This is a genomic window from Blautia sp. AF19-10LB, assembly GCF_003461245.1.
Taxonomy (GTDB): domain Bacteria; phylum Bacillota; class Clostridia; order Lachnospirales; family Lachnospiraceae; genus Blautia_A; species Blautia_A intestinihominis.
Genome location: NZ_QTWS01000040.1, coordinates 2,566 through 27,472, shown reverse-complemented (window position 1 = coordinate 27,472; position 24,907 = coordinate 2,566). Strand labels below are relative to the sequence as shown.

Here is a 24,907-nt window from a genome sequence, read left to right as displayed (position 1 = left end):
GTACTATATTCATTGCTTGCTTATCGAAATTATCTTGTATAAATATGGGTCAAGTTAAGTGCTTTAGCTAGGGGGATATAAGACGCGTCCATCGAATTTACGCAAGTAATTGAAGATGGAGAAAATAATGATTGTATTAATTGCAAAAATATAATATAATACAAATATGAACACAACATATAAATCCAATAACAATATCGTCTATTCCTGTAAATATCATGTGGTATGGTGCCCAAAATATAGACGAAAAGTATTAACTAATGGTGTAGATGTCCGGCTGAAAGAGCTGCTCACAGAGTATGCTGCAGATCTTTCTGTAGACATTCTGGAAATGAAAATCATGCCAGATCATGTTCATATGCTGCTGGAAGTAGATCCTCAGCTGGGTATCCACAAAGCTGTAAAATCTTTCAAAAGCTATACGTCCAGGATCTTAAGACAGGAATTTCCGTATCTTAAAACCAAAATGCCGACTCTGTGGACAAACAGCTATTTTGTATCTACCGTGGACGGTGCTCCGCTGGAAACAGTAAAACAGTATATTGAGAACCAGAAAACATCGCAGAGACAAAAGGATAAGATGGGATAATGCAAAAAGGGATCAAATTCAGGATCTACCCGAACAGAGAACAGAAAAACCTCATCCACAGAACACTGGGATGCTGCCGGCTCATCTATAACAAAGAAATGTCACAGATCGCCCGGGCAGGGCTGCGAGTGTATTTTATCGCATTTATCCCAATGGGGATCAACCTCCTGACCTCATACTATTTACAGTCGATCTTAAGCGTAAAAAGCTCCCTTTTCATTTCATTACTCAGAAATGTGATCCTGAGCAGCACTGCCATTCTCACATTCCCGCTGATCTTTGGCGGAAACAGCCTGTGGCTGGTAATGCCGGTCGTGGAATGCCTTGTGCTGGTATTGAGCGTGGTGTTTTACGCAGACAACAATAAAAAATTTTTAATTTGCAGAAACAGCAGAAAGGCAGCAAATACCATGATCATACAAACAGGCATGCGGACAGATATCCCGGCGTTTTATTCCGAATGGTTTATGAACAGAATAAAGGAAGGCTATGTACTGGTCCGCAATCCATATAATCCGTTGCAGGTAACGAAATATAGCCTGTCGCCGGAGGTCGTAGACCTTCTTGTATTCTGTACGAAAAATCCGGCACCAATGCTTAAGCATATGGACAAATTGCAATCATATGGACAATACTGGTTTGTGACAATCACACCATATGGAACTGAGATTGAACCCAATGTGCCAGATAAGAAAACAGTAATGGAAGATTTTAAGAAGTTGTCCAATATTGTAGGCATTGACAGCATCGGATGGCGCTATGATCCAATACTCATCGACCAGACACATACCGTAGAATGGCATATACAGGAATTCGAAAAAATGGCAGCGAATTTGTCCGGCTATACCCACACTTGCGTAATTAGTTTCATTGACATTTACCAAAAAGTAGCACGGAATTTTCCGGAAGCAAAAGCCGTTACAATCAGCGACAGAATCAGGATCGGAAAAGAATTTATCAGAATTGCAGAGAAATACAATATGGTAATCCGGCCATGTGCAGAAGGAAATGAACTTGCGGCCTACGGAGCAGACTGTTCAGGATGTATGACTGTAGATACATACGAAAAAGCACTGCATACACATCTGGATGTGCCAAAGCAGAAGATGAACCAGAGAAACGGGACATGTGCCTGTCTTCTGGGAGTAGACATTGGAGCATATGATACCTGCGGGCATTTGTGCAGATATTGTTATGCGAATGTAAATAGTGCTCTGGTCCGGGAGAACATGAAAAGACATGACCCGAAATCACCATTTCTGCTTGGCGGAAGCATGCCGGGAGATATCATACACGAGGCAAAACAAATAAGCTGGATTGACGGACAGATGACGCTGGATTTATTTTCGTAAAAACTGATATCAGGAAACCACCAACTGCCAAAAAACTGAAGAAAGGTACCCAAAATTGTTAACGATATTGCATGGATCAGATCACACATGCAATATCGTTATTTTCGTGTTATACTGGATGAACTGAGATGGAATTCAAAGAGACAAGAGAGGAATATAGTATGGAAATAAAATACGCAACAACAGAAGATATTACAGCGATTGCCGCAGTTGAGGCAGAATGTTTCCCGCCTGCGGAAGCAGCAACAGAAGAGGAATTCATCGAAAGAGTGAAATATTACGGAAATTACTTCTGGCTAATGTATGAAGATAGAAAGCTGATCGCATTTGTAGACGGTTTTGTAACAGATGAGCCGGACCTGACGGATGAAATGTATGAGAAGGCTGCCATGCACAACGAAGATGGTGCGTGGCAGATGATTTTTGGTGTTAATACATTACCGGATTATCGCAGACATGGATACGCCGGCAAACTGATCCGCCGCGCGATCGACGATGCAAAGCAGCAGGGCCGTAAAGGACTTGTCCTGACCTGCAAAGAAAAGCTTATCCCGTATTATGCAAAATTTGGCTTTTCCGACGAAGGTATATCTGACAAATCCACCCATGGAAATGTTGTGTGGCACCAGATGCGGCTGGTTTTCTGATAAATCGCCCTTTTTAATCTTGAGCAATCAATCGACCCAAAGACTGCTGCTTTGAGATCATTAAAAGCAGCAAGGAAAGGCAGAGCCGTTTACACTACCGGAGCATTTTATAAATGCTGTCAATTGCTTGCAAAACTTATTACACATACATTTCTTGTTAAATTTGCAGGCCTTGGATAAGGAGATGGATTATGATTTTATATTTTTCAGCAACCGGAAACAGCGAATATGTTGCCAGAAGGATTGCAGCCGAAACCGGTGACATTGCCGTTTCTATTACAGATTGCTATAAAAAACAAATTTTCTCATTTGATGAGAAATGCAAAACACTTGGTATAGTAAGCCCTACATACTCTTGGGGATTGCCTGTTATCGTAATTGAATTTTTACAAAGACTAGATTTAAGCCATAAGCCGGACTATATATTTTTTATTGCAACTTATGGAACAACCCCGGGACAAGCTGGGAGATTTGCAGATAATATTCTTGCTCCTAAAGGCCTGCCATTGTCCGCAAAATTCAGCGTGAAAATGCCGGACACCTGGACTCCGATTTTTGATTTGAGCAATAAAGAAAAAGTTCAGCGTATAAATAATTATGCAGAGCTTGAAATCGATCATATCATTGAACAGATAAAAAATTTGGTCGTCGGTGATTTTATGAAAAATAAGCTGCCTTATCCGATTGCAAAGATAGGCTATCATATCGAATATGATTCGATGCGTAAAACAAAGCACTTTTCAGTTGAAGACACCTGCGTTGGGTGTGGTTTGTGCGCCAAAAACTGCCCGGTTTCCGCCATTAAGCTCAAAGACCGCAAACCTGAATGGACCAAAGAGCAGTGCGTAATGTGCTTAGCTTGCTTACATCACTGCCCTAAATTTGCAATTCAATATGGTGAAAATACAAAGAAGCATGGACAGTATACACATTTCCTTAAGTGATATGCTCCCACCACTTAAATCTTATAGATTTTGAAGTGGTGGAAGTATGTCACCAACCAAATTCCAGTTATAATAAATGTAACAAATTCAATTTATCGAAGTTTTCTACTGTACCCCGTGCGACGGAGGCAATTATGCATGAAAGGAATGACAAAATTATGATCTATACCTGTACCTATGTATCTCCACTGGGAGATATTTTGCTGGCGGCTGATGAAATCGGCCTTGTTGGTCTGTGGTTCGAAGGCCAGAAATGCACAACCGTCCCTGTCAAAGCAGCTTATGGAACTTGAAAAGAAGCTGGGAAAGCAGCTATTGATCCGTGGAAAGAAAAAAATCACCCTTACAGAAGAAGGGGTTATCCTGCGGAAACGGAGATTGGCTGGGAAGACATAAAATATTCCAAGTGTACTTACAAGTTCTACTATGCTCTTTTCTTTATATTCTTCAACTGTTATAATGACCTTATAAAAACATAGGGAGATTGCAAATGTCTAAAGCTGAATATCGTTACTATGAACTTTCACAGGATCTTCCGCTGCTTGTTTTGACCGGTGAAAAATGGGAAACTGTTTATGGAATGGATAATATGCATTTTCATAATTATCTGGAAGTCGGTTACTGTCATTATGGAAATGGGATCATACAGTTTGCAGAAAAAGAAACGCCTTACCATGCAGGGACACTGACGTTCATTCCCAAAAACATTCCGCATCGTACCTGTCCGGTGCCAGAAGAACATAATCGAAAGCAGAAATGGGAATATCTTTTTATAGATACAGACAGGATCCTCAAAAAAGTTTTTGAGGATGCGCCTGAAAAGTATACAAAAATGCAGAAAAATCTTTCCAGAGAAGTTCTGGTGCTGGATAGCAGCAAAAACGCTCTGGCTGTGGAACTGCTGCAGATGATAATAGAAGAAACGCAGCAGAAAAAATATCATTATAAATATGCAGTTTTATCGCTTGCGTTTAATTTTCTGTTATTTTTTGACCGGCTGAACACGCTGGATTCAGGGGATGAACTTTCACATTCTGATGCAATGGATTATGTTCGAAAGATCATAAACTATATGGAACAGCATTACACAGAGGATATAAAGGCAAAGGATTTTGCCAAAAGCTGTGGGCTGAGCGAAACTCATATGCGAAGGATTTTTTCTGAATATACGAATATGCCGCCTTCTGAGTATCTGAATGTGGTTCGGATCAACAAAGCATGTGAGCTGCTTGCACATGGCAGTACTTCCATCGAGGAAGTTGCCCGTTCTGTTGGTTATCCGGTTCTGTCCACGTTTCTTAGAAACTTCAGAAAAATAACAGGACTTTCCCCAAGTGCCTGGCGCAAAAAAGCACTGGAAAACCCACAAAATATAGCGACTTATCAGATTTCTGTGCTGAAAGGCTGGTAAGCTGTAAAACAGGAGAATATATCTTATGGAAATAAAAACTGGACCTACGAAGAATACCCATCTTTTGACGAAGAGATAGAGGGCGTTACAAGAATCCCGACAACCGGAGATGAGAAAGGAACTTATATTTATTCGAATGTGGAATATGCCAACATGGATGGTGTGCCGCTTCACTTACAGATCATTACACCACAGACAAGAAACACCATAGACAGTGATACATTGCATCCCTGTCTTGTGTATGTCCAGGGCTCTGCGTGGCTTGAGCAGAATATCAATGCGAAACTTGGAATACTTTCAAGACTGGCTGAGAAGGGCTATGTCATAGCAGTTGTGGAATACCGCCACTCCGGGATCGCACCATTTCCGGCGCAGGCACTGGACACAAGAAACGCGATCCGCTTTATGAAGATCCATGCGGCAGAGTATAACGTAGATATGGACAAAGTTTTTGTCGGCGGTGATTCATCCGGCGGACATACAGCCATGTTTTCACAGTTGCTTCACGATGACGATCAGGATACAAACTTATATCCCGGAACAAATGCGGATGTAAAAGGAATCCTCTCCATCCACGAAGACACCATCCTTTCACCAATCCTGATGTTCCACGGCACCAAAGACCGCACGATCAATCCCCGAGTAAGTGTAACTGTTTATCAGAAACTCAAATCTTGTGGAAAAGATGTGCGCGTATACCTTCTGGAAGGTGCCGACCACGGCGGAAGTGAATTCTGGACAGAAGAGACCCAGGAGATTGTGGTTAAATTTTTTAACGGCTCTTTGACAGATAATTAAATTAATACTACCTGATTTTTCTAATATCTGATATAATTCTTTATAAGAAATCAGTAGAATTATGAGCCTTATGAAAAGGAATGGGGGATAAGAATGAAGAAAAAAGTGCTTGTACTTATGCTTACAGCAGGAATGCTTACCAGTGGATTAGCAGCGAATACTTTTGCTTCGGATTCCAATGAAGAGTTTACTCAGTTTGCAGAAGAAACAGAATCAACAGAGGGCATGACAGCTGAAAGTGTTGACAGTGATCTGGACTTTGTGGATGCTGGAGAAGCGAAAGAGACGGAGGAGTCAGGCGACATTTTTTCAGATACTGAAGATTTTACGACAGGCACAGAAATTTCCGATGCCGACTCATCAGGGGAGATGCAGGAGTCTGAGCAGGAAGTGACTCCTATACCTTCAGCAGAGCCGACTCCAACAATTGCACCTTCAACAGAGCCAGAGCCAACAGCAATGCCAACACCGACTCCAACGGTAATACCATTTTCGTTGACTTATCAGAGTGGTTCTATGAAATGGGAGAATCATACAACGGTTTCTTTGAAGTTTTCTACAACTCAGGACTGCAAATGGTATTATTTTTATGTAGATTCAGGTACAGATATAACTGTGATTCAGAATATGTATGATTCGAGTCGTGCCACGAATTCTGAAGAAGCAAACACAGAGTTTACTGTAAAAGCAGAGAATGTTCCTGAAACAGATTCCTGGCTGGTTATTTGTGCAAAACCATATAGCGGTAAGGCAAAGATGAGCCTCTTTAAGCTGGATAACAGCAGTTTCAAGAATAAACGTCCGAAAGTACCAACTCCAACTCCTTCACGCCCGCTTCGCATCTACAAAGTTACGCAAAGCACTGTGAAAGGCCTTGAAAAACCATTAAAGTTTACTCCAGGTAAGTTTTATAACTTTACGGTAACAGGAGCAGGCATGGACAATAAATCTCCAATTTCAGGAGATGTACGCTGGGTTCCGATGTATTGGAGTACCAGGCAGAATCCAACAGGAGTTGACAAGAATACTGTATGGAGAATAGGCTCACCTAAGGGAATACGCGAGAAGAAAACCTACAATATCTATATTTTCTTTAAGAAACAGATTTATAATGGAAAAAGCTGGAAAGATTCTGATGTTATTCAATCTATGACGCAGAAATTTACATCAGCTGCACTGACGGATGAAGATCTTGGCATTTATCATATGAAAGTAAATACGAAGTCTGTCGTTCTGCGTGCAGGACAATCTACATCGGCAGTAAAAGTAACAAATGCAACATCATCGTTCCGTGTTGTAGCATGGTATTCTGCAAACACTTCGATTGCCAGAGTAAATGCACAGGGAAGGATTACGGCTGGCAAAAAAACAGGTTCTACTTATATTACAATTGTAATGTCCACCGGTGAAAAAACGAAGGTCAAAGTCACTGTACAGAATGGAACGGTCAGAACCAATGCTATTTACGGCCTTAAGACAAAATATACAGTTACCAAAGGTAAGACACTTACATTAAGACCAGTGCTTTCACCAGTAACTTCCCAGGAAAGAATAACGTATAGCTCTTCAAATAAAAATGTTGCCACTGTATCATCCAAAGGTGTGATAAAAGGAATAAAAACCGGAACAGCCAGAATTACAGTAAAATCCGGCAGCAAAAAAGTAACGATTACAGTAATAGTACCAAAAGTATCAACTCAGAAAATATCCGGTATTAACTCTGCGATTACCCTCCTGAGAGGAAAGACATCTCAGCTGAAGCCGAAACTGAGTCCATCAAACAGTGATGATAAAATTTCTTATAGTACTTCTGATTCCAAAGTTGTAACGGTGAATGCAAAGGGAGTCATTACTGCCAAAAGGAAAGGTACTGCTGTAATTACTGTGAAATCCGGTAAGGTACAGACAAAGTGCAAAGTCACAGTTAAATAAAGTGTAGGGAGATTTCCATTAAACAGGTATTCGTTGATTTATTCTGAGCTCGAGATTCCATACACTGGAAATGCGGCAGCAGACAGTCTTTTGTATCATTATGCAGGTATCGCAAAAGAAAAGAAGATATCCGATAATTCTTTTGACGGTATCATCCTGAAAAAAGACGATTTATGCTTCATATATAAAAATATCGGCTTTCGGAATTGAACTCTTTACGGAGTATGATTCCGGGAGTCAGTATTTTTTATTACAGTGTATTTTCAGGAAGCACCACTGGTACATCTGTGGATTTATTTCTTATGGAAAACAATCGCACGGTCATAAGTAGTCTTTTCCCTTGCCTCCGGAAGTATTTTACAAGCGTTTTTCATTATGCTGATTTATCTGGATCAGATATGTCATCTGGAGGGGCTCAGCAAATCAACTTTGCTGCGGGCATTTACGAAGTCCAAAGGTGTAACTCCATATAGTTATCTCCAAAATATCCGCATCGGAGAAGCGAAGAAATTACTGGAACAGGGCCTGCCGCCTGTGGAAGCGGCATTGCAGACAGGATTTTCTGACCAGAGCCATTTTACAAATTACTTTAATCGTTATATCGGACTGGCACCAGGCGTTTACAGGGAAATCTTTTTAATGAAGGAAAATTCGGAGGACAAAAAACAGGGAAAATAAGAACAAAACAGGGCATTTGTGCACTGCGGCGCTGATGCGCTACGATCAGAGGGCACAGGGAGTCGAAGCACAGAACCAGATAGAAAAATGGGTGGACACACATTTCGACGATGCCAGGATGAAACAGATTTATCCGAAAGCGAAGTCGACACATTAATGGCTTTCGAAAATCTGATCGTAGGCTGCCTGTGGTGCATCACGATCATTGGTATTCCGTTTGGAAAACAGTTCTTTAAGATGGAAAGACTTTCCTTTATGCCGTTTGGCGCGAATGTGATTGGATGAAAAGGACGGTTTGATCTGTTTTATCAGGGAGGAAGATAAGAGGAAAATCTATCAGATCACAGAGCTTGGAACGGAAGTTCTGGAGCTTGAACTAAAGAGAATCCGCAGACTGTATCGCAATGCACAGGAGGTAATGCAATGAAGAAAGTCAAAAAAGAATTTCGCTGGTTTAACATCATGGAATACGAAAAAGAAGAAAAGTACATGAGTAAGAGACACCAGGAAGGCTGGAAATTCAAGAGAGTGACTTTTCCTGGAATCTATACATTTGAGAGATGTGAGCCTGAGAAAGTAATCTATCAGCTGGATTATAATAAAGAAGGAATCAAACACCAGATGGAATATGTACGGATGTTTGAGGACTGTGGATGGGAATATCTGACAGAATTTGCTGGATACAACTATTTCCGAAAACCGGCAGACAGGATGCTGCAGGACGAGGAAATATTCTGTGATGATATCTCCCGGCTGGATATGGTGAAGAGAATTTTCTGGGGAAGAGTGATTCCGTTGATCGTGATTCTTTGCGGCCTGATTCAGCAGTTTTATATATCTTCGACAGATCACAGTGAACATGGATTGCTGCCAGTGTGGGTTGTATTATTAGTTATATACGTTATTACCTTTCTACAGTTTGCCGTAAAATATTTTACATTTCGAAACAGGATACAAAAGTAATCTTCGGTTGGTGAAACGTTAATATAAGAAGGGGCTGTCGGGACTAAAAATTATTATTTCCCGACTGCCCCTTTTTTTCCTGATTTTTAAAAAATTTGATTTTTTTTGTTACCATCCGGGATTTTTTACGATATATAGTATGAGTAGGAAATTTCCTTCTAAAAGGAGCCTTAGGAAAAGTAGCAATCAAAGCGCGCTTGTATTTGCTGATGAAATACAAAACTTTGGAGGACAACTTAAATGAGAGACAATGAGATCATATCTCTGTTTGAGATGAGAGATGAGCATGCGATCGAAGTATTAAGCGATAAATATCATCCTTACTGTTACAAGATCGCCTGGAATCTGCTTGCAAACAGAGAAGATTCGGAGGAATGCCTGAATGATACCTGGTTTTCGGTCTGGTCACTGATCCCGCCCAAAAAGCCGTCTGTATTATCACATTTTTGCGGCCGGATCACGAGGAATTTGAGCATTGACCGTCTGCGAAAAAAATATGCCGACAGGCGTCCGGATGTACATATGGCGGATATTCTGGGTGAAATGGATCAGTTAAGTGTTACCTATACCATTGAAGATCAGCTGGCAGAAAAAGAATTGCTGGAAATCATCAACGATTTTCTTGAAAAAATGGACGCAGAGGACAGAGATATTTTCGTGAGAAGATACTGGTTTTTTGACTCTGTTTCAGCGATCGCCAAAAGACATGCTATGTCTGTTGGAAGTGTAAAAATGAATCTGTACCGGAACAGAAAGAAGCTGCTAAAAGTGTTAGAAAAGGAAGGAAAACACTTATGAAGAAATTTGATTTTTCAAAAAAATTTGGCGATATTGATCCGAAATATATCAGCGAAGCAGAAGGAGAATGGAAAGGAAAGAAAAATGCCTGGGTGCCATCATTTTGGCGCAGACTGGCGGCAGCTTGTGTGATATTGGCGTTGATCTCGACTGTTTTATCGAATCCCAAAGTGCAGGCCGCGATCAAAGAGGTTGTTTTATCAATAGGAGAAACCCTGGGATTACAAAGAGGAATCGACTCCTATACGGAGGTTTTGAACACATCGAAAACAGATCACGGGATTACTGCAAACTTAAAAGAAGTTGTTTTAGATGAAGGAGTTCTGCTGTTTGAGGTGCACGCGGAAATTGATGATTCCGAAGATGATCATCAGGGAAAATCGGCACCGATTTCATCTTTTGCTAATACAGGAGTCTCACTTGATCTGGAAAAAACCACAATAAATGGTCAAAAATTGGATGAATATATGAGTGGGAATTATACTCCTTATTCTGCAGAAGATTTATTCGATACAGATACCGACATAAATGTAACTGAATATGACCAAGTGCAGGAGTACCGTTTTCATGCTCCCAGAGATCTTGGAGAAAACCCGGAGATACATCTTGTGCTCCATGCTTTTGATCTTGATGACTGGCAGAAATCCGTAGCGGAATTTACCTTTGATTTTACCGTATCGCGAGAGAAGCTTCTTAAGCAGACGACCCATAAAGAAGTTGAAAATATTTCTGTTCAAACTGAAGAAGGACCAGTGGTATTAAAAGATATTTTCCTGAATAAATTACAGAGCAGTATTTCAGCAGAAGTACCAGAAAAACTGTACCAAAACTACGAAGTTGAGCTGCGTGGAACAGACAGCAAAGGAAATAAAGTGCGATATAATCTGACGGATGATGCAAAAACAGACGACAGTCATCGGGACTGGAAATTTAAGACAGAATTTTGGACTTTCAATGACGATGAAAGACCGGAACTGCCTGATCCTGACAGCGAATATCTGGAATTGCAGCTTTATCTGAAATCCGAGAACTCCTCTGAAAACGTAACTGAAAGCAGTGTTACGAAGGAGTATGTTTTGGACGACGATGATGACGTTTATATCGAAGAAGAAAATAACGTTTACGATGTAGCAGATGATTATGATTCTGGATGGAAAGCTGTGGGAGAAAAAATACGGATTGATATCAGATAAATGAATCAAATGCCAGAGAATCGTTACTGTTCAATCCATTCACAGTAACTTGGTCAAAATGCATTCCAAATCACCTTCAGTGATGGCGTTTTGTCCCGTATGGTCGTACCAAGCGAGTTGAAGGTTCATGGAAATTGGGAGGCGAGATGACTCTACGGGAAGTAAATTGATTAAAGACCCACGAAATTTAAAGGTCTGAATGACCTGATAGGAAATAAGTTATTTAAAGGTCTACAGAAATCGGAGGGGGAAAGGACTGGGAGATAAGTAAGTTATCAGGAAGTCAACAGAAGTTAGAAATTTTGAATGACTATGGTAAAAGAAAGTAGCAACAGAGTACATGAAGTTGCAAAAAATGAATGGTTGGAATTATACTTGCCTACAAGCAAGTCAATAAATTGTCCCCAGGAGGATGGTCCAGAGGACTCTTTTTATCTGCGAGGGAAGAAAATGCAGCCAAGAAAGAATTAGAACACTTAGGATTTGTGGAGATGGTGTATATGGCGAAACATGAATTTGGAATTATGCTGGATGCCCCTAAGAAAGGCAAGCATTATGACGAATATGAACCGTGGAAATATACCTGCATTTCTGTTGATGATGACGACTTAGCAAACATTGTTGAGAGACTTAGCACCATTGACTTTTATTGGCACACGCTTTCTGCTAAAGGCAAAGGGCTTGCATATTATGGTATTACATTGATTCCACCTGACTCGTTAAAAGCATTTATTGATGTCATTGCAGATATTTCTGAATTGAATGAATTAAAGAAATTATTAGAGCAGGCGTTGGATAAAAATAAATGGATGATTCACTATGGAATCTGATCGAAAAAACAATCTGGAGGTGATAAAATGATTAAAGAATTAATGTATATTGAACTCAAAACTGGATATTCGGATGATGGTCCGGCATGGATTGGGTATGTACAAACTTCAAAAACCAGGAAAACAATTTATTTCAATGATCATGCTTTTCAGAAGAATATTGGTAACTATGCAAACTATATGGACATTGAGAATGGTGAAGAATATTGGATTTCCGGATTAAAAAAGAAAGAGAGTAATCGGCATTGGGCTGGTCATGGCAAAATTATGATTGACCGTAGAGCAGTTGATGACTATCTCACTTTAATTGGAGAAAAGGAATTGCCATCAAATTTGTTTGAAATAGTTGGCATGGAGGACAGATTTCCAGTTGAACGAGTAAATAAACGATTGAATGCGAAGCATTAAAACATTCATTATTGAGGAATAGAGCGATGAGGAAAATATTGATTGCATTAATTGTGTCAGGGGCATTGCTGGTACTTGGTGGAGTGATTCTTGGATATTATTATCCAATTGTGGGAAATATAGTGGGAATAATTGGATGGATTTTAATCTTTTGCTTTTTTATATTGAAGTTAGTATATGGCAAGAAGAACAAAAAGTAGCTTGTAAAGGAATCTCATTAATGTTAGGATAAAACCAAATGAAGGCACGTTACCACGGGGCGGACTGATGGACATGAACACTTTAAATCCGGGATAGGATTTCGATGAATGGAAGGACACACAGAAAGGAGTTGAGCTTATGTGCCGTGAAATGGAGAAAATTTACAGCGAGGGAATGGAAAGCGGCGAAAAACGCGGTATAGAGAAAGGTGAACTCAAGAAAGCAAAAGAAACAGCCCTTTCCATGGCAGAAGAGGGCATGGATGTAAAGACGATTGCCCGTCTGGTTAAGATAAGCGAAAAAGATGTCCAGAAGTGGATTGATGAAAATTTATGTACAATGAAATAAATAAAAATATTGTAAATGGGCAGGTCTGATATTTTGGACTTGCCTGATTTTTTAATATTATCGTGCGAAAGGGTAAAATCTCTGTTATAATAGAGTTATCCTGTATTAGAGTTGTAAGGGCATCAGCTATAAATATATCGTAGTAGAAAAGAGGAATGTCAAATGAAAACATTAGTTATTTATTTTTCACAGACAGGAAAGACGAAAGAAGCAGCTGAACGGATTGCACAGCTTTCTGGTGCAGACCTGGTAGAGATTAAGACTCATAAATCTTACCAGATGTCTTATCAAAAGACGGTATTTACCTCATTAAAAGAAATTCTGTTAAACGAGCGGCCAAAACTGAATATGGAGATTCCTGATATTTCTGTATACGACAGGATACTGATAGGAAGTCCGATCTGGTGCGGAACGCTTCCGAATGCAGTGTTCAGTTTTCTGGATAAAGTAAATCTAAATGGAAAAAAAGCAGCAATTTTTACAACCAGTGGAGCTACAGAACCGCAGGAGATCGCGGTGAGAATCAAAAAGAAATATCCTGCAAAATGGTGCAGACCATTTAATGCGAACCATGCAACAGATGAAACTATCATAAGTTGGTTAAAATAACAAGCAATAACTATAAAGTTCCAGAGCCTGTTTTGGAAATGGATATACAAATAAGAGGCTATGAAAGTAGCTGTAAAATCCGATCTTCTATTTGTGGAGGAAACATAATGCAAGATGAAATGTTTATGAAAAAAGCTATTGAACTGTCAAAATTGGCAGTTGAGCATGGTAACGAGCCGTTCGGAGCGGTACTTGTCAAGAATGGCGAAATTGTATTTAGCAACGAGAATCAAATTTATACCAGACACGATCCAACATTTCATGGAGAAGCAGGATTGATTCGAGAGTTTTGTGCACAGACTGGCATTACCGATCTGCATGAATATACTCTTTATTCCAGCTGCGAACCATGTTTTATGTGCAGTGGCGCAATGGTTTGGGTGAAGTTGGGACGGTTGGTTTACGGTGCAAGCAATATTGATTTGGAGCATATTCTCGGAAACACCGGATGCAATTGCTCAAAAATGGTATTTGATAATTCTTTCTGGCAACCGCAGGTTTCGGAAGGTGTTTTACGTGAAGAAAGTCTTTCGATTCTGAAAGAGTATTTTTATAATCATGCAAAGGGGTGAGAGGAAATTTTAAAAATAAGCCGTGAATAATTCAGGTTAAATTGTATCAAGTTCAGCGTTTCAACGAATCCTTGTTCCTGTGGATATTATCCGAATATTTCTTTTATACACTTGCACTTCTTTGATAATCTGTTTATAATAAGAAACATTGTTAACAGTCATTATAATGCATTAAAATGGTCTCACATACCCCTGAAACAGTGAGGTTATTTTTTTGCTTCAAAAAGTGAAAGGAAAATTATGAGAAAACTAGCATTACGCGATAAAATACTCCTACAGATCGACAAAGCCGCGCGTTATATCGGCGGGGAAGTCAATGCAGTTATGAAGAATAAGGATGACGTAGAAATCCGGTTTGCGATGGCGTTTCCGGATGTCTATAGAACGCACTTGATATCTAGTACAGGAAACAATATATAGTACTGCCTGGTGATTCTGTGTACAATATTTTGGTGCTGCGGAGTGCTATTTGGTATCAAACAGCAGTAAATACTACGGTGACCAAACGCTGCTTTTGACCATTTTTTCATACGTTTTTTTAGAAGATATTAAGATGTTTTTAGCGTGTATTGCCCCCTTCATTATGATGTTTTTCTTTTTTTGCGAGAGTATAACTTTTTCAATGTCAAAAAAGTGCAGTTAACAGATGCCTCACGAGAAATCTAGTGTAGTGTACCGATGATATATAGTTAAAATATTACTGTTTTTTACGCCGTTTTGATGTATACTTAAAAGAAAAGGCGGTAATTACAAAATGGCAAGACCAAAAACATATCATATCAACCTGACTGAAGATGAATTAAAGACCATCAAATCTACTCTCAGGAAAAAGCAGACTTCAAAAACAGTAAAGAGCAGATGTCAGATTCTTTTGGATCTTGATGAAGCTCACGGGAAAGTCCTTACCCATGAACAATCAGCAAAGTCCAATGCAGTGTGCCTTGCAACAATTACCAACACGGTAAAACTGTATTCAACAAAAGGAATTGACGGCATTGTTACTTTGTAACGAAACATTAATTCAGACAATGCTAAACGTAAGCTGGATGGTCGTGCGGAAGCACGTCTGATAGAAATTGCATGTAGTCCTGCACCGGAAGGACATTCTCGTTGGACATTGCGTCTTCTCGAAGAACAAGCAAAAGTTGTACTGGATACACCAGTTGGAAAAAATGCAATTGGTCGGGCTTTAAAAAAAACAAACTTCGACCTCACAAAAACGACTACTGGTGCATCCCCTCAAAAGAAGATGCAGAATTTGTAGCCTGTATGGAAGATGTCCTTGATGTATATGAACTTCCATATAATTCTAAACGGCCTGTTGTATGTATGGATGAAAAACCATATCAACTTTTGGGAGATGCAAGAAAATCATTACCAATGCGTCTTGGAGATAATGCCAAAATTGATTCCGAATACATACGCAATGGAACATGCAGTATATTTGTGTTTGTTGAACCACTTGGTGGGATGCATCATGTAAGCGTACATGAGCATCGAAAAGCTACTGACTGGGCAAAGGAAATAAAGTATTTATCAGATGTAATGTTTCCAGACGCAGAAAAAATCATTCTTGTCATGGATAACTTAAACACTCATAAACCCGCATCCTTGTATAAAACGTTTCCTCCAGCAGAAGCAAGACGGATTATCAAGAGGCTGGAAATACATTACACCCCGAAGCACGGCAGTTGGCTTGACATGGCAGAGATTGAATTAAACGTCATGACACGGCAATGCTTATCCAGACGTGTTGAAACAATTGAACGGCTCCGTAAAGAATTAAGTTCATGGAAAGAAGAACGTAACAAATCAAAAGCGAAAATTAAATGACATTTTCAAACAGGTGATGCCAGAGAAAAACTGATATCATTGTATCCGAATCTTACTACCAATTAAAAATTGGTAGTAAGATTAAATATCATCGGTACAATGCACTAGATAAGAACCTGATTAATATTATTCTGGGAAATATGTAGTTTCCATTTTGTTTAATTCAGGCAATATGGTAACCAGCATGGTAATAAAGCACAGAGAACCACCGATCACATTGGATACCGGTTCTACCATAAATACGCCATCTGTGCCCATGTGTAATCCATAGGGCAGAAAATAGGTCAGTGGAACCACGATAAATACTTTACGAAGCAGGGAAAAAAAATCGCCTGCTTTTTTTACCTTTTCAGGACGTCTGGCTCCGTAATTGTAGCTGAGAACAGGAGAGGTTCCCTCATTGATCGCATGGATAGGCATCTCCACCATCTGGCGAACACTGGATATAATAGTCATGACAGAGATATAAATATCACCGCCTGTTACTGAAAGAACATTATTGCAACAGATACTTACCAGACTGTTGGTCAGCTGCATGATAAATCCGGCAGACCCCAGGCTGATGATATCTCTGGCATGTCTGGTGCACTCAGAAATCTCATTTATATGAAGCCATCTTACCTTTAATTCCGATTTCCCATGAAGAAAATAAAATACAAGCAAGGCGGAGAGAATCTAAGAGATCACATAAATGTGTTATGATTTCTCGTGATTATTATTTTTAACAACAGTGTTGGTTCTTGAAGCAGATGTTGAATGGAGCGTCTCCTGGTTTTGGAAAATATCAGGCGAAGACGGTATCTGCTTCTCAACATGTTCAGAGTGAAGATGGATATTATCATTATTCAGCAGCTGATTAAAATTCTTGATAACGATGTTCAGGGGATCCTGCTGTTTTCGGAGTTTTTTCCATTCGTCCCGGGCGGTGGCCTATTCAGCTTCTAATTTTTCAATCTGTGTGTCCGGTTTTTCCGGCTTCGGCAGAGCTTTTACGCCGAACTCCTTCAGGGCCTCTTTGCTGGCAGTGTGAAGCTCATACTCTTTCTGATGTCGGCTGCGGTAGAATGCAGGATACTGGGTGCTTTTTTATTTCACGGGGAGTGCGGTAAGCGGAGCTGTACTTTTTGATCAGTTGCTTCGTCTGTATCAGCTGGCCGTTTTGTCTGTGATGCTAAGGGTGATATCCGCATAAGCCCGGATCTCCCGGGAGAGTTTCTTTCGGATTTTTAGTTATCTGGCTATGCTGGAAATTAAGCTGGGAATTCTTAAAAGTGGCTTATGTGGTCTGCATCGGTCTGCCGATAGCGGCGATGCCCGTGATTTTTGGCTTGGTGTTATGTTGTACGATTATCCTGATCCCGGTAGGTGCAGCAATGAGGCCTTTACATTTGCGAAGGAAAGGAAAATGACGAGATAAGTTCCCTGTATGGATCGGTATTCTTTATTTTTCCAGATATCCGTTTTTTCGAATAAATCCTTGCGGCCGACGTATTGAACAGAGAAGAATTATGCCAATTGCAGTTGTTTTCAATCAAATCCCATCTTTCTGAGACAGGTTAAGGTTCCGTTTCTATATTCTTATCTTAATAGACGGATTAGGCAGTGGCAACAGATTTTTGAAATATTAGATGGTCTGCCAGGGCTGTTTCTGCGGGGAGTGGGAGACGGAAAATGTAGGCTTTATCATCGGCAGTATCGGATAGGCGGAATCAATGCTATTTTTACGTTGAACGGTAAACTTTTATATGATCCATGAGATTTCCTAAGCACAGCTTGAAAACAGGTTCCAGGATAAATTGAGGGACATTGACGTTCTGTTAAAGGACATTTTGTGTTTGATGAAGAATTCCGGTTATAATGATGTAAACCGCAGGGGCAAAAAAAGCGCACAGGGCGGTTTCAAAATGATAAGAACAGGAGACGTAAGAATGAATGATGAAGAAATGAAGGATTTATATGTGATGATGCTGTCGCTGCAAAGCCTGCAGAATCGGGGGATTACAATTAAAGAAACGTTTCACAGGAGTATAAGGACACTTCTGCTCTGGTACCAGCAGTCCGAAAACATGGAATATTTGGATCTGGCATTGCTTCATGTGCAGGCGTATACTAATATGGGATTTGCCCTTGATGACAGGGAGGATACAGTCAGGGTAATCCTGGAGAAAACAGGGAAGAAAAAAGAGGATTTTATCCCCAGAGGATATCTGATCGGAAAGAAGATTCGCCTGAACAAAACACAAGTCCGCAGTATGATTGGCAGATGGAAGCCGAGCAGAGAAAATCCGATGACGATCAGTGAAGTGATTGAAGAGATTATAGACCGTGTGAAAAATCATGCAGAAGGCAGATATATCTATCAATATTCCCGCGCCTCTGGAAGTACACAAGAGGAACCGGAGGTCTATGAGTTGGTGATTAATGAAGAGGAAAGTTATTTTTACGATGTAAAGAATTTCAGGTTTTATACTTTTATGGAGGAATAACAGAGATGATCAATGTGGCGATTCTGGATGATGAAGCTGTTTATCTGGATAAAGAAAAAGAAATCACCGAAGCGTATTTCAGAGAAAAGCAGGAAGACTGCAGAGTTGATACCTTCCAAAGCATAGAATGGTTCGTCAGCGGTTTGAAGGAAACCTGCTATGATCTTTATATCCTGGATGTGGAGATGCCTGGAAAGAACGGATTGGAAGTATCCAGAGAAATCCGAAAGCTTTATCCGGAGCCGGTGATCATATTTATCACAAATTATGTGGATTACGCGATTGAGGCTTATGAGGTCAATACCTTCCGCTATATTCCAAAAAGCCGGCTGGAGACGAAACTGACAGAGGCTTACGATGCGCTTTTTCTGATACTTATGGAAAAAAACGAAAAATATTATGTGATAGAAAAGAAGGGGACTCTGGAAAAGCTTGCGTATTCAGAGATTTTTTACTTGAGGAAAGAGGGGAAAAATGTGGTCTTTGTCCATAGAAGCGGTGAAACAGGGATACGTGCCAGTCTCTCTTCCCTGGAGGAACAATTGGCTTCGGATGGGTTTATCATGGCAGACAGAGGATATCTTGTCAATATCCGGCACGTCATGAGGATGAAAAACCATGACCTGTATATGCGCAATGGGAATATTGTCACAGTAGGCAGGGAACGCTTTAAAAGTGTCAAACAGGCAATTGTGGATTTCTGGGAGAGGTGAGTTCAAATGGTATTTGATTATTGGAGGACATGAAACTGCATTTAGAGGACACTTCACTTCTGCCGATTTATTTGTGCTATAATCTGAATCGTCCGCTGAGGGAAGGGGATGAGAAGCAGAGAAAACGACATAAGTTAATTATATATGTGTGTGGGGAATACAAATGGCTAAATTTGCTTTATATGGACTGGCAGCTTTAATGGAGACAGGAATAGGATTCTGTATATTTGGGAAAATATTTCCCAAAAGAATACAGTATGATAAGAAGTTTAATATGGTTTGTGGGTGCCTGATATTTCTGCTTATGACAGGAATGTATAAGATGACAAAATGTATGCTTGGGGACAGGGTGAATAACTGGAACAGTGTAGGACATTTTGGGGTCTGTTGTAGTGTGCTTTTACTTATCATTACAGTTCATGGGATGAAAAACAAAAAAGAAAAAATGTTGTTTTTTTTGCAAATTGTTTTTTTTATAATCATTGCTCTTGATTTGACTGAACAATATTGGATGTCATATCAATCCATAGCAATGATGATTATGGGGAATATATTTCCACCGCTGTATCTATATCTTTTTTTTCAATGTACCTTTGCTCAAGCATATTTGTGGGAGGTCGTTTATGTAGTTAATATCGGTTTTGTAAAGGAAGTGTATATTGCATATACAGGAGTCTTCCAAAACCGGAGGTTTGAAGATTTCTTTTACTATCCAAGAATACATTCACAAGATGAAATTATCTTTTTCCTCATAATTTGTTTTGGACTTTTGCTTATCAGCAGAGTGGATTCATTGGTAAGCTTATTGAAAAAACTGCTTATGGAGCATAAAAAAAAGTTGTTCATATTGATATGGATAGAAATATTTTTGCTCATGGGAGTGGCCAATCTGGGAGAAGGTGAGATTGATAGAAAAAAGCTGGCATTAACATGGGCTGCCTTGACTGGAATTATGATGTGTATTTTCATAGCATATATTAGGCTCCAACAGAGGATTAACGAAGCGGAGAATAACATTTTAAATGTAAGATATGATGTAATTAAAGCACAGTATGAAGAACTGAAGAGTGCATATGAAGGATACCGATGTCTGGTACATGATGAGAAACATTTAATTTCTTATGTGGCAGAGTGCTTGGATAATGGAAATGTGGAGGAGGTTCAGAAATTTTTGAATAATTATCAAGCAACCTCTTTATCGAGAAATAGAATCACATGGACAGGAATATCAACTCTTGATTTTATGCTGAGTATCAAAAACAGAAAAATGAAAAGAACAGGGATTTCATTTAAACTGGATGCTCAGGTGGAAAATATCCCCATGGAAGATTCGGATTGTATAATGCTTATGGGAAATTTGCTTGACAACGCTATAGAAGCTGCGGATAAATGTGAAGATGGAAGAAAAAATATTTATTGCGTAGTTCGCAATGTAAATGATATGCTGATTATCAAAGTGAAGAACAGCAGTATAAGTGCACCGATAGTGAGGAAAGGGAGATTTTTAACTAATAAAAAGGAAAAAGAAAAACATGGCTGGGGAATTGAAAGTGTAAAAAGAATTGTTGAAAAATACGATGGAGAAATTGATTTTCAATATGGCTCTACATATTTTGAAACTGTTGTGATAATTGGAAATGAAGAATAAGGAGGAAACAGGACATGGAGACAACTATGCTCGATGCCGCTCTGTCGCAGGGGATATGGGCAGTGGTGGCGGTATTTCTGCTCATCTACGTAGTGAAATCGAATGAGCAGAGGGGCAAGAAACAGGAAGAACGTGAAAATAATTATTAGTCTGTAATAGAAAAGCTTACAGAAAAATATCAGATTCTTTATACCGTTCAGAATGACCTGAATGAAATAAAGAACCATCTTCTGGCGAAACAGGATTTACTTTCGGAATGAGATGAAAAAAAGAATTGATGTCCTTAAATGACGAAAAAAGTCCGTGGCCTGTATCCTTGTATGATAGGCCACAGACTTTTTGGAATGATAAAACAGATATTATTTCTATTGGAAGACTTTTAGGTGTTATTAGTGCCAGAAATAGGTAATGGGAAGTTATTTAGAGTAAAATAAAAATTGTAAAAAGTAAAAAAGAAAGGATAAAAAAATGAGAAAAAAGATTCTGAAAGTGTTTTTTGTGATATTGACAGGTATCACGGTGACCCTGACAGGATGTGAATTGTCAGGAAGCAACGAATCTGCGCAAACGGAAAGCGAAAGTGGTAAGGATGCTGTAAAGTTTATTCCAAATCTTACTACGGCTGTTACCAGGAAGCCAACGCCCACAGCTGTGGCAGCAAATCCAGGAGACAGTGTGCAGAATCAACAGTCTGGAAATAACGCAGAAGCGGAAATTTACCAAAGCCAGGGAGATCCCGCAGATCAGGAATCTGCACAGGAAGAAACTTACCAAAGCCAGGGAGATCCCGCAGATCAGGAATCTGCACAGGAAGAAACTTATGATATCCAATATATCACTGGTAATATTCTGTATTCCGATGAAAATACGATAACAGTAGAAGTGGGCGAATCAGGAAATTATTATAATATGGTTTTTAATATAGAAAACGCCGTCCTGAATATAGCTAATGGGAGTGCTGTACGATCCGGACTGAATGTTGACCTGGAGTATTATAGTCAGAATAACGTTAATATAGTAATCATGCTTACGAGTGATGGGGAGGAATATTTACCTTCCAGTACATTAGAGGAAGCGCAGAAAATGGCCGACGAATATGTACCTGATGTGAGTGAATCGGAAAACGAAGATTTTGAAGATACCTCTCCCAGTGAATATTAGATTTTCTCGCATTTTCTCAGAAAAGGCACTGCATATGCAGTGCCTTTTTTTCAGGTGCGCTCGTCAGGCGCATGTTCAAAAATCGTTAAACACCTGCAAGCTTTGCAAAAGTATCTCTTCCCGCAATTCCATCCGCAGTTAATCCCTTAGAAGTCTGGAATTTTTTCACACCCTGCTTTGTGGCGGCCCCAAAGGCATTATAGTTGTTGTTTCGCCGAGTTATTAATGGAATTATAAGAATTACCACTAACAGCAATAACAAGTCCAGTATGATTAAATACCGACCCATTATGATACATTACGATGTCTCCAGCTTTCGGCGTAGAATAATTGGTAAATTTGGTTGAAATGTTTGGAACACTTATATACGGCCAATGCTTTAATAATTCCGAAGCCTTCGGCAGGATTCATGTTCGGCAAGTGATGAAGAGCAAATTTGATGGCTGAAAACGAAAAAAGCCCTTGGGCTGTACCGTATGCTACTGCGCAATGACTTTTGAGAATGAAAATGAGACAGTTGTTACTGTTGGAAGACTTTTAGGTGTTGTTAGTGACAGAGATATATTATGGGGTGTTATATGAGGTAAAATAAAGAAGTAAAGGTTGACAACAAGAAAGGAAGAAAAGCATGTGTGGAATTTGTGGATTTTTCGGAAAGAAAAAGAACAAAAGAGAGATTGTGGAAAAAATGAAGGAAAAGCTGGTACATCGAGGCCCAGATGCGCAGGGCAGTTTTGTAAATGACAGCGTGGCCCTTGGATTTCGCCGCCTGAGTATCATCGATCTGGAAGGCGGCCTGCAGCCTATGAAAAGCAGCAGTCAGAACCTGACAGTGGTGTTTAACGGAGAAATCTATAATTACCAGGAACTGCGGGAGCAGATGGAACGGGAAAAGAAGATTCTTTTTGTCACCCGCTCGGACACGGAGACGCTGGTGAATGGTCTTGAGGCTTATGGTTCGGCGTTTGTGGAGCAGCTTCGTGGAATGTTTGCCTTCGCCGTCTGGAATGAGAAAAAAGAAGAACTGATGCTGGCGAGGGATTTTTTCGGAATCAAGCCGTTGTTTTACACAGTGGTGGATGGAAATTTCGTGTTTGCGTCGGAGATTAAGAGCATCCTGCAGTTCCCGGGCGTCCCGAAAAAGTTGAATGAGCGGGCACTGGAGCAGTATCTTTCTTTTCAGTATTCCGTGCTGGAGGAAACTTTTTTTGAGGGAATCTATCGCCTTCCGCCGGGCTGTATGCTGTTTTACCGCCAGGGAAAGTATGAAATCTGCAGATATTTTCAGCCGAAGCTGCAGCCCGAGGCGGGGTGTTCGCTGGCGGATATGGAGAAAAAACTGGAGAGCGTGCTTAAAAAATCCGTCCGCCGCCATATGGTCAGTGATGTGGAAGTGGGAACTTTCTTGTCCGGCGGTGTGGATTCGGGTTTTATTGCCGTGTCGTCCGGGGCAAAAATGGCGTTTACGGTGGGATTTCTGGATGGGAACAGCGGCTACAACGAGGAAAACAGGGCTAGGGAGGTGGCCCGGTATGCGCATCTTTCTTATCACATGCACACTATCGGGAAAAAGGAGTTCTGGGATGTGCTTCCAAAGGTGATGTACGCCCTCGACGAGCCCAGCGGTGATGCTTCTGCCGTCGCCATGTATTTTCTGGCTGCCGAGGCGTCTCGTTATGTGAAGGTGGTGCTCTCCGGGGAGGGTGCGGACGAACTATTTGGCGGTTATAATATCTACCGGGAGCCTCTGGCTCTTCAGAAAGTGGCCTGGATTCCTGAAAAGATCCGGCGTGCGGTTTCTCGGCAGGCGAAAAAACTGCCGGACCGCCGCGGCAAGAGCTTTCTGATCCGGGCCGGCCAGCGGGTGGAGGAACGGTTTATCGGGAACGCCCATATTTTCACCGACGAGGAGCGCCGGGAGCTTTTGAAAAATCCGACCGATACGCCGTCCTGTCAGGAGTTTCTGCGAAAGACTTATGAAGAAGCCGCCGGGCTTTCCGACCCGGAGAAAATGCAGAACATCGACTTGAAATACTGGCTGGCCGGGGATATTTTGCAGAAAACCGACCGCATGAGCATGGCCCATTCGCTGGAGGTGCGCGTGCCCTTCCTGGACCGGGATGTGTTCGAGGCTGCCCGGACACTTCCGCCGGAGGCGAAATTTGCCCACGGAAAGACGAAGTATCTGTTTCGGAAAGTGGCCCGGGAATACATCCCGGAGGACACGGCCGCGCGGAAAAAGCTGGGATTTCCGGTGCCTGTCCGTGTCTGGCTGCGGGACGACGACTGGTACGGGAGAGTAAAAAAAATGTTTCAAAGTCCCATATCCCGTCAGTATTTCCACACGGAAAAGCTGACGGCGCTTCTGGAGGAGCATCACGCGGGAAAGAAGGACAACAGCCGGAAAATCTGGACGGTGCTGGCGTTTTTGTTCTGGTATCAGGAATATTTTGATGAGTAAAAATAATAAGAATAAACCAAAAAAGATTGTAAAAATAGATTTTGAAAGTGTTTTTGGTAATGATGTCAGGAAACAGCTGTAAAATATATAGTTTCTGTAGTGAGGATTATATGCAGAATGTAAATTGGGAATATTGTTTAAATACAGTATTCCTTTTTTTATAGATATAAGAAACTTTTGATTCTGAACAAAAAAATAAAAAATAAGTTTACATTTTTATGCCCAGATACTCTTTAAAAAATAAAAGGGTATATGATGCAAATTCCGGCTCATCTGACCACGCATTCCGCTAAGAGCAGATCAGTCTTTCCGGATATAACTGAACGCGTTTC

General features: G+C 40.5%; 26 protein-coding genes and 4 pseudogenes. 28 read left to right on the top strand and 2 right to left on the bottom strand.

All coding sequences use genetic code 11. From position 1 onward, the window contains the following. Positions 1 to 166: 166 nt before the first annotated feature. The 21 genes and pseudogenes from tnpA (at position 167) to DWX28_RS16505 (ending at position 16,106) form a co-directional block, all read left to right on the top strand. Positions 167 to 589: an IS200/IS605 family transposase gene (gene tnpA / locus DWX28_RS16610; protein ID WP_118254028.1), complete on the top strand. Its 423-nt coding sequence runs from the start codon at positions 167 to 169 to the stop codon at positions 587 to 589. Then, positions 589 to 1,941, top strand: a complete 1,353-nt coding sequence (locus DWX28_RS16605; protein WP_118254025.1) for a DUF1848 family protein — start codon at positions 589 to 591, stop codon at positions 1,939 to 1,941. The genes tnpA and DWX28_RS16605 overlap by 1 nt, the downstream gene beginning before the upstream one ends. Positions 1,942 to 2,102: 161 nt before the next feature. Next, positions 2,103 to 2,588 (top strand): GNAT family N-acetyltransferase, encoded by a 486-nt coding sequence (locus tag DWX28_RS16600; RefSeq protein ID WP_118254031.1) that lies wholly within the window; start codon positions 2,103 to 2,105, stop codon positions 2,586 to 2,588. 191 nt (positions 2,589 to 2,779) lie between these two features. Beyond that, positions 2,780 to 3,532 (top strand): EFR1 family ferrodoxin, encoded by a 753-nt coding sequence (locus DWX28_RS16595; RefSeq protein ID WP_022214452.1) that lies wholly within the window; start codon positions 2,780 to 2,782, stop codon positions 3,530 to 3,532. A 134-nt stretch (positions 3,533 to 3,666) separates the two neighbouring features. Next, positions 3,667 to 3,825, top strand: coding sequence for a hypothetical protein (locus DWX28_RS20835; protein WP_022214451.1), 159 nt, complete (start codon positions 3,667 to 3,669; stop codon positions 3,823 to 3,825). Then, positions 3,758 to 3,907, top strand: a pseudogene (locus DWX28_RS20660) (LysR family transcriptional regulator); the annotation flags it as partial. The gene DWX28_RS20835 and the pseudogene DWX28_RS20660, both read left to right, overlap by 68 nt. A gap of 115 nt (positions 3,908 to 4,022) precedes the next feature. After that, on the top strand, positions 4,023 to 4,943 hold the full coding sequence (locus tag DWX28_RS16585) for a helix-turn-helix domain-containing protein (protein ID WP_022214450.1): 921 nt from the start codon (positions 4,023 to 4,025) through the stop codon (positions 4,941 to 4,943). A gap of 153 nt (positions 4,944 to 5,096) precedes the next feature. Then, positions 5,097 to 5,741: an alpha/beta hydrolase gene (locus tag DWX28_RS16580; RefSeq protein WP_243002462.1), complete on the top strand. Its 645-nt coding sequence runs from the start codon at positions 5,097 to 5,099 to the stop codon at positions 5,739 to 5,741. Between the two features lie 93 nt (positions 5,742 to 5,834). Next, the gene (locus tag DWX28_RS16575; RefSeq protein ID WP_022214258.1) at positions 5,835 to 7,673 is read left to right on the top strand and encodes an Ig-like domain-containing protein; all 1,839 of its coding nucleotides are present in this window, start codon (positions 5,835 to 5,837) and stop codon (positions 7,671 to 7,673) included. Positions 7,674 to 8,054: 381 nt separating this feature from the next. After that, a pseudogene (locus DWX28_RS16570) lies at positions 8,055 to 8,351 on the top strand (helix-turn-helix transcriptional regulator); the annotation flags it as partial. Between the two features lie 156 nt (positions 8,352 to 8,507). Then, positions 8,508 to 8,636 (top strand): annotated as a pseudogene (locus tag DWX28_RS20830) (YccF domain-containing protein); the annotation flags it as partial. A gap of 138 nt (positions 8,637 to 8,774) precedes the next feature. After that, a complete protein-coding gene (locus DWX28_RS16555) occupies positions 8,775 to 9,314 on the top strand; it encodes a DUF2812 domain-containing protein (protein WP_022214255.1) in 540 nt (179 codons plus the stop codon). Positions 9,315 to 9,554: 240 nt separating this feature from the next. Then, complete coding sequence (locus DWX28_RS16550; protein WP_022214254.1) at positions 9,555 to 10,112, top strand: RNA polymerase sigma factor; 558 nt, start codon at positions 9,555 to 9,557, stop codon at positions 10,110 to 10,112. Next, the gene (locus DWX28_RS16545; protein ID WP_022214253.1) at positions 10,109 to 11,305 is read left to right on the top strand and encodes a DUF4179 domain-containing protein; all 1,197 of its coding nucleotides are present in this window, start codon (positions 10,109 to 10,111) and stop codon (positions 11,303 to 11,305) included. Before DWX28_RS16550 ends, DWX28_RS16545 begins: the two co-directional genes overlap by 4 nt. Positions 11,306 to 11,664: 359 nt before the next feature. Continuing rightward, positions 11,665 to 12,135 carry a hypothetical protein gene (locus DWX28_RS16540; RefSeq protein WP_243002461.1) on the top strand — a complete coding sequence of 157 codons (471 nt, stop codon included), beginning with the start codon at positions 11,665 to 11,667 and terminating at the stop codon, positions 12,133 to 12,135. Positions 12,136 to 12,162: 27 nt separating this feature from the next. Then, positions 12,163 to 12,543, top strand: coding sequence for a hypothetical protein (locus DWX28_RS16535; protein ID WP_022214251.1), 381 nt, complete (start codon positions 12,163 to 12,165; stop codon positions 12,541 to 12,543). A gap of 339 nt (positions 12,544 to 12,882) precedes the next feature. Then, positions 12,883 to 13,092 carry a hypothetical protein gene (locus tag DWX28_RS16530; protein ID WP_022214249.1) on the top strand — a complete coding sequence of 70 codons (210 nt, stop codon included), beginning with the start codon at positions 12,883 to 12,885 and terminating at the stop codon, positions 13,090 to 13,092. Between the two features lie 162 nt (positions 13,093 to 13,254). Beyond that, a complete protein-coding gene (locus tag DWX28_RS16525; RefSeq protein ID WP_022214248.1) occupies positions 13,255 to 13,701 on the top strand; it encodes a flavodoxin in 447 nt (148 codons plus the stop codon). Between the two features lie 107 nt (positions 13,702 to 13,808). Next, the gene (locus DWX28_RS16520) at positions 13,809 to 14,273 is read left to right on the top strand and encodes a nucleoside deaminase (protein ID WP_022214247.1); all 465 of its coding nucleotides are present in this window, start codon (positions 13,809 to 13,811) and stop codon (positions 14,271 to 14,273) included. Positions 14,274 to 15,027: 754 nt separating this feature from the next. Then, positions 15,028 to 15,282 carry a helix-turn-helix domain-containing protein gene (locus DWX28_RS20045; protein WP_022214245.1) on the top strand — a complete coding sequence of 85 codons (255 nt, stop codon included), beginning with the start codon at positions 15,028 to 15,030 and terminating at the stop codon, positions 15,280 to 15,282. 101 nt (positions 15,283 to 15,383) lie between these two features. After that, entirely contained in the window at positions 15,384 to 16,106 is a 723-nt protein-coding gene (locus DWX28_RS16505; protein ID WP_022214244.1) for an IS630 family transposase, read from the top strand. Positions 16,107 to 16,232: 126 nt separating this feature from the next. Here DWX28_RS16505 and DWX28_RS16500 read toward each other — a convergent pair. Then, positions 16,233 to 16,781: pseudogene (locus DWX28_RS16500) on the bottom strand (MATE family efflux transporter); the annotation flags it as partial. 81 nt (positions 16,782 to 16,862) lie between these two features. On the opposite strand from DWX28_RS16500, the gene DWX28_RS16495 reads away from it, so the two are divergent. The 6 genes from DWX28_RS16495 (at position 16,863) to DWX28_RS16465 (ending at position 22,114) form a co-directional block, all read left to right on the top strand. Beyond that, on the top strand, positions 16,863 to 17,051 hold the full coding sequence (locus DWX28_RS16495; protein WP_118254018.1) for a hypothetical protein: 189 nt from the start codon (positions 16,863 to 16,865) through the stop codon (positions 17,049 to 17,051). A gap of 983 nt (positions 17,052 to 18,034) precedes the next feature. Further along, positions 18,035 to 18,592, top strand: coding sequence for a hypothetical protein (locus tag DWX28_RS16485; protein ID WP_147342113.1), 558 nt, complete (start codon positions 18,035 to 18,037; stop codon positions 18,590 to 18,592). Positions 18,593 to 18,597: 5 nt separating this feature from the next. Then, on the top strand, positions 18,598 to 19,305 hold the full coding sequence (locus DWX28_RS16480) for a LytR/AlgR family response regulator transcription factor (RefSeq protein ID WP_022214241.1): 708 nt from the start codon (positions 18,598 to 18,600) through the stop codon (positions 19,303 to 19,305). Positions 19,306 to 19,468: 163 nt separating this feature from the next. Then, the gene (locus DWX28_RS16475; RefSeq protein ID WP_022214240.1) at positions 19,469 to 20,953 is read left to right on the top strand and encodes a sensor histidine kinase; all 1,485 of its coding nucleotides are present in this window, start codon (positions 19,469 to 19,471) and stop codon (positions 20,951 to 20,953) included. A gap of 14 nt (positions 20,954 to 20,967) precedes the next feature. Beyond that, positions 20,968 to 21,102 (top strand): BhlA/UviB family holin-like peptide, encoded by a 135-nt coding sequence (locus DWX28_RS19635; RefSeq protein WP_199611849.1) that lies wholly within the window; start codon positions 20,968 to 20,970, stop codon positions 21,100 to 21,102. A 319-nt stretch (positions 21,103 to 21,421) separates the two neighbouring features. After that, complete coding sequence (locus DWX28_RS16465; RefSeq protein ID WP_118254014.1) at positions 21,422 to 22,114, top strand: hypothetical protein; 693 nt, start codon at positions 21,422 to 21,424, stop codon at positions 22,112 to 22,114. Between the two features lie 85 nt (positions 22,115 to 22,199). Here the strand turns inward: DWX28_RS16465 and DWX28_RS20825 are convergent, their stop codons facing one another. Continuing rightward, positions 22,200 to 22,403 carry a peptidoglycan-binding domain-containing protein gene (locus DWX28_RS20825; protein WP_118254012.1) on the bottom strand — a complete coding sequence of 68 codons (204 nt, stop codon included), beginning with the start codon at positions 22,401 to 22,403 and terminating at the stop codon, positions 22,200 to 22,202. A gap of 339 nt (positions 22,404 to 22,742) precedes the next feature. Between DWX28_RS20825 and asnB the strand changes: the two genes are divergently transcribed. After that, positions 22,743 to 24,575: an asparagine synthase (glutamine-hydrolyzing) gene (gene asnB, locus DWX28_RS16455; RefSeq protein WP_118254010.1), complete on the top strand. Its 1,833-nt coding sequence runs from the start codon at positions 22,743 to 22,745 to the stop codon at positions 24,573 to 24,575. Positions 24,576 to 24,907 lie beyond the last annotated feature (332 nt).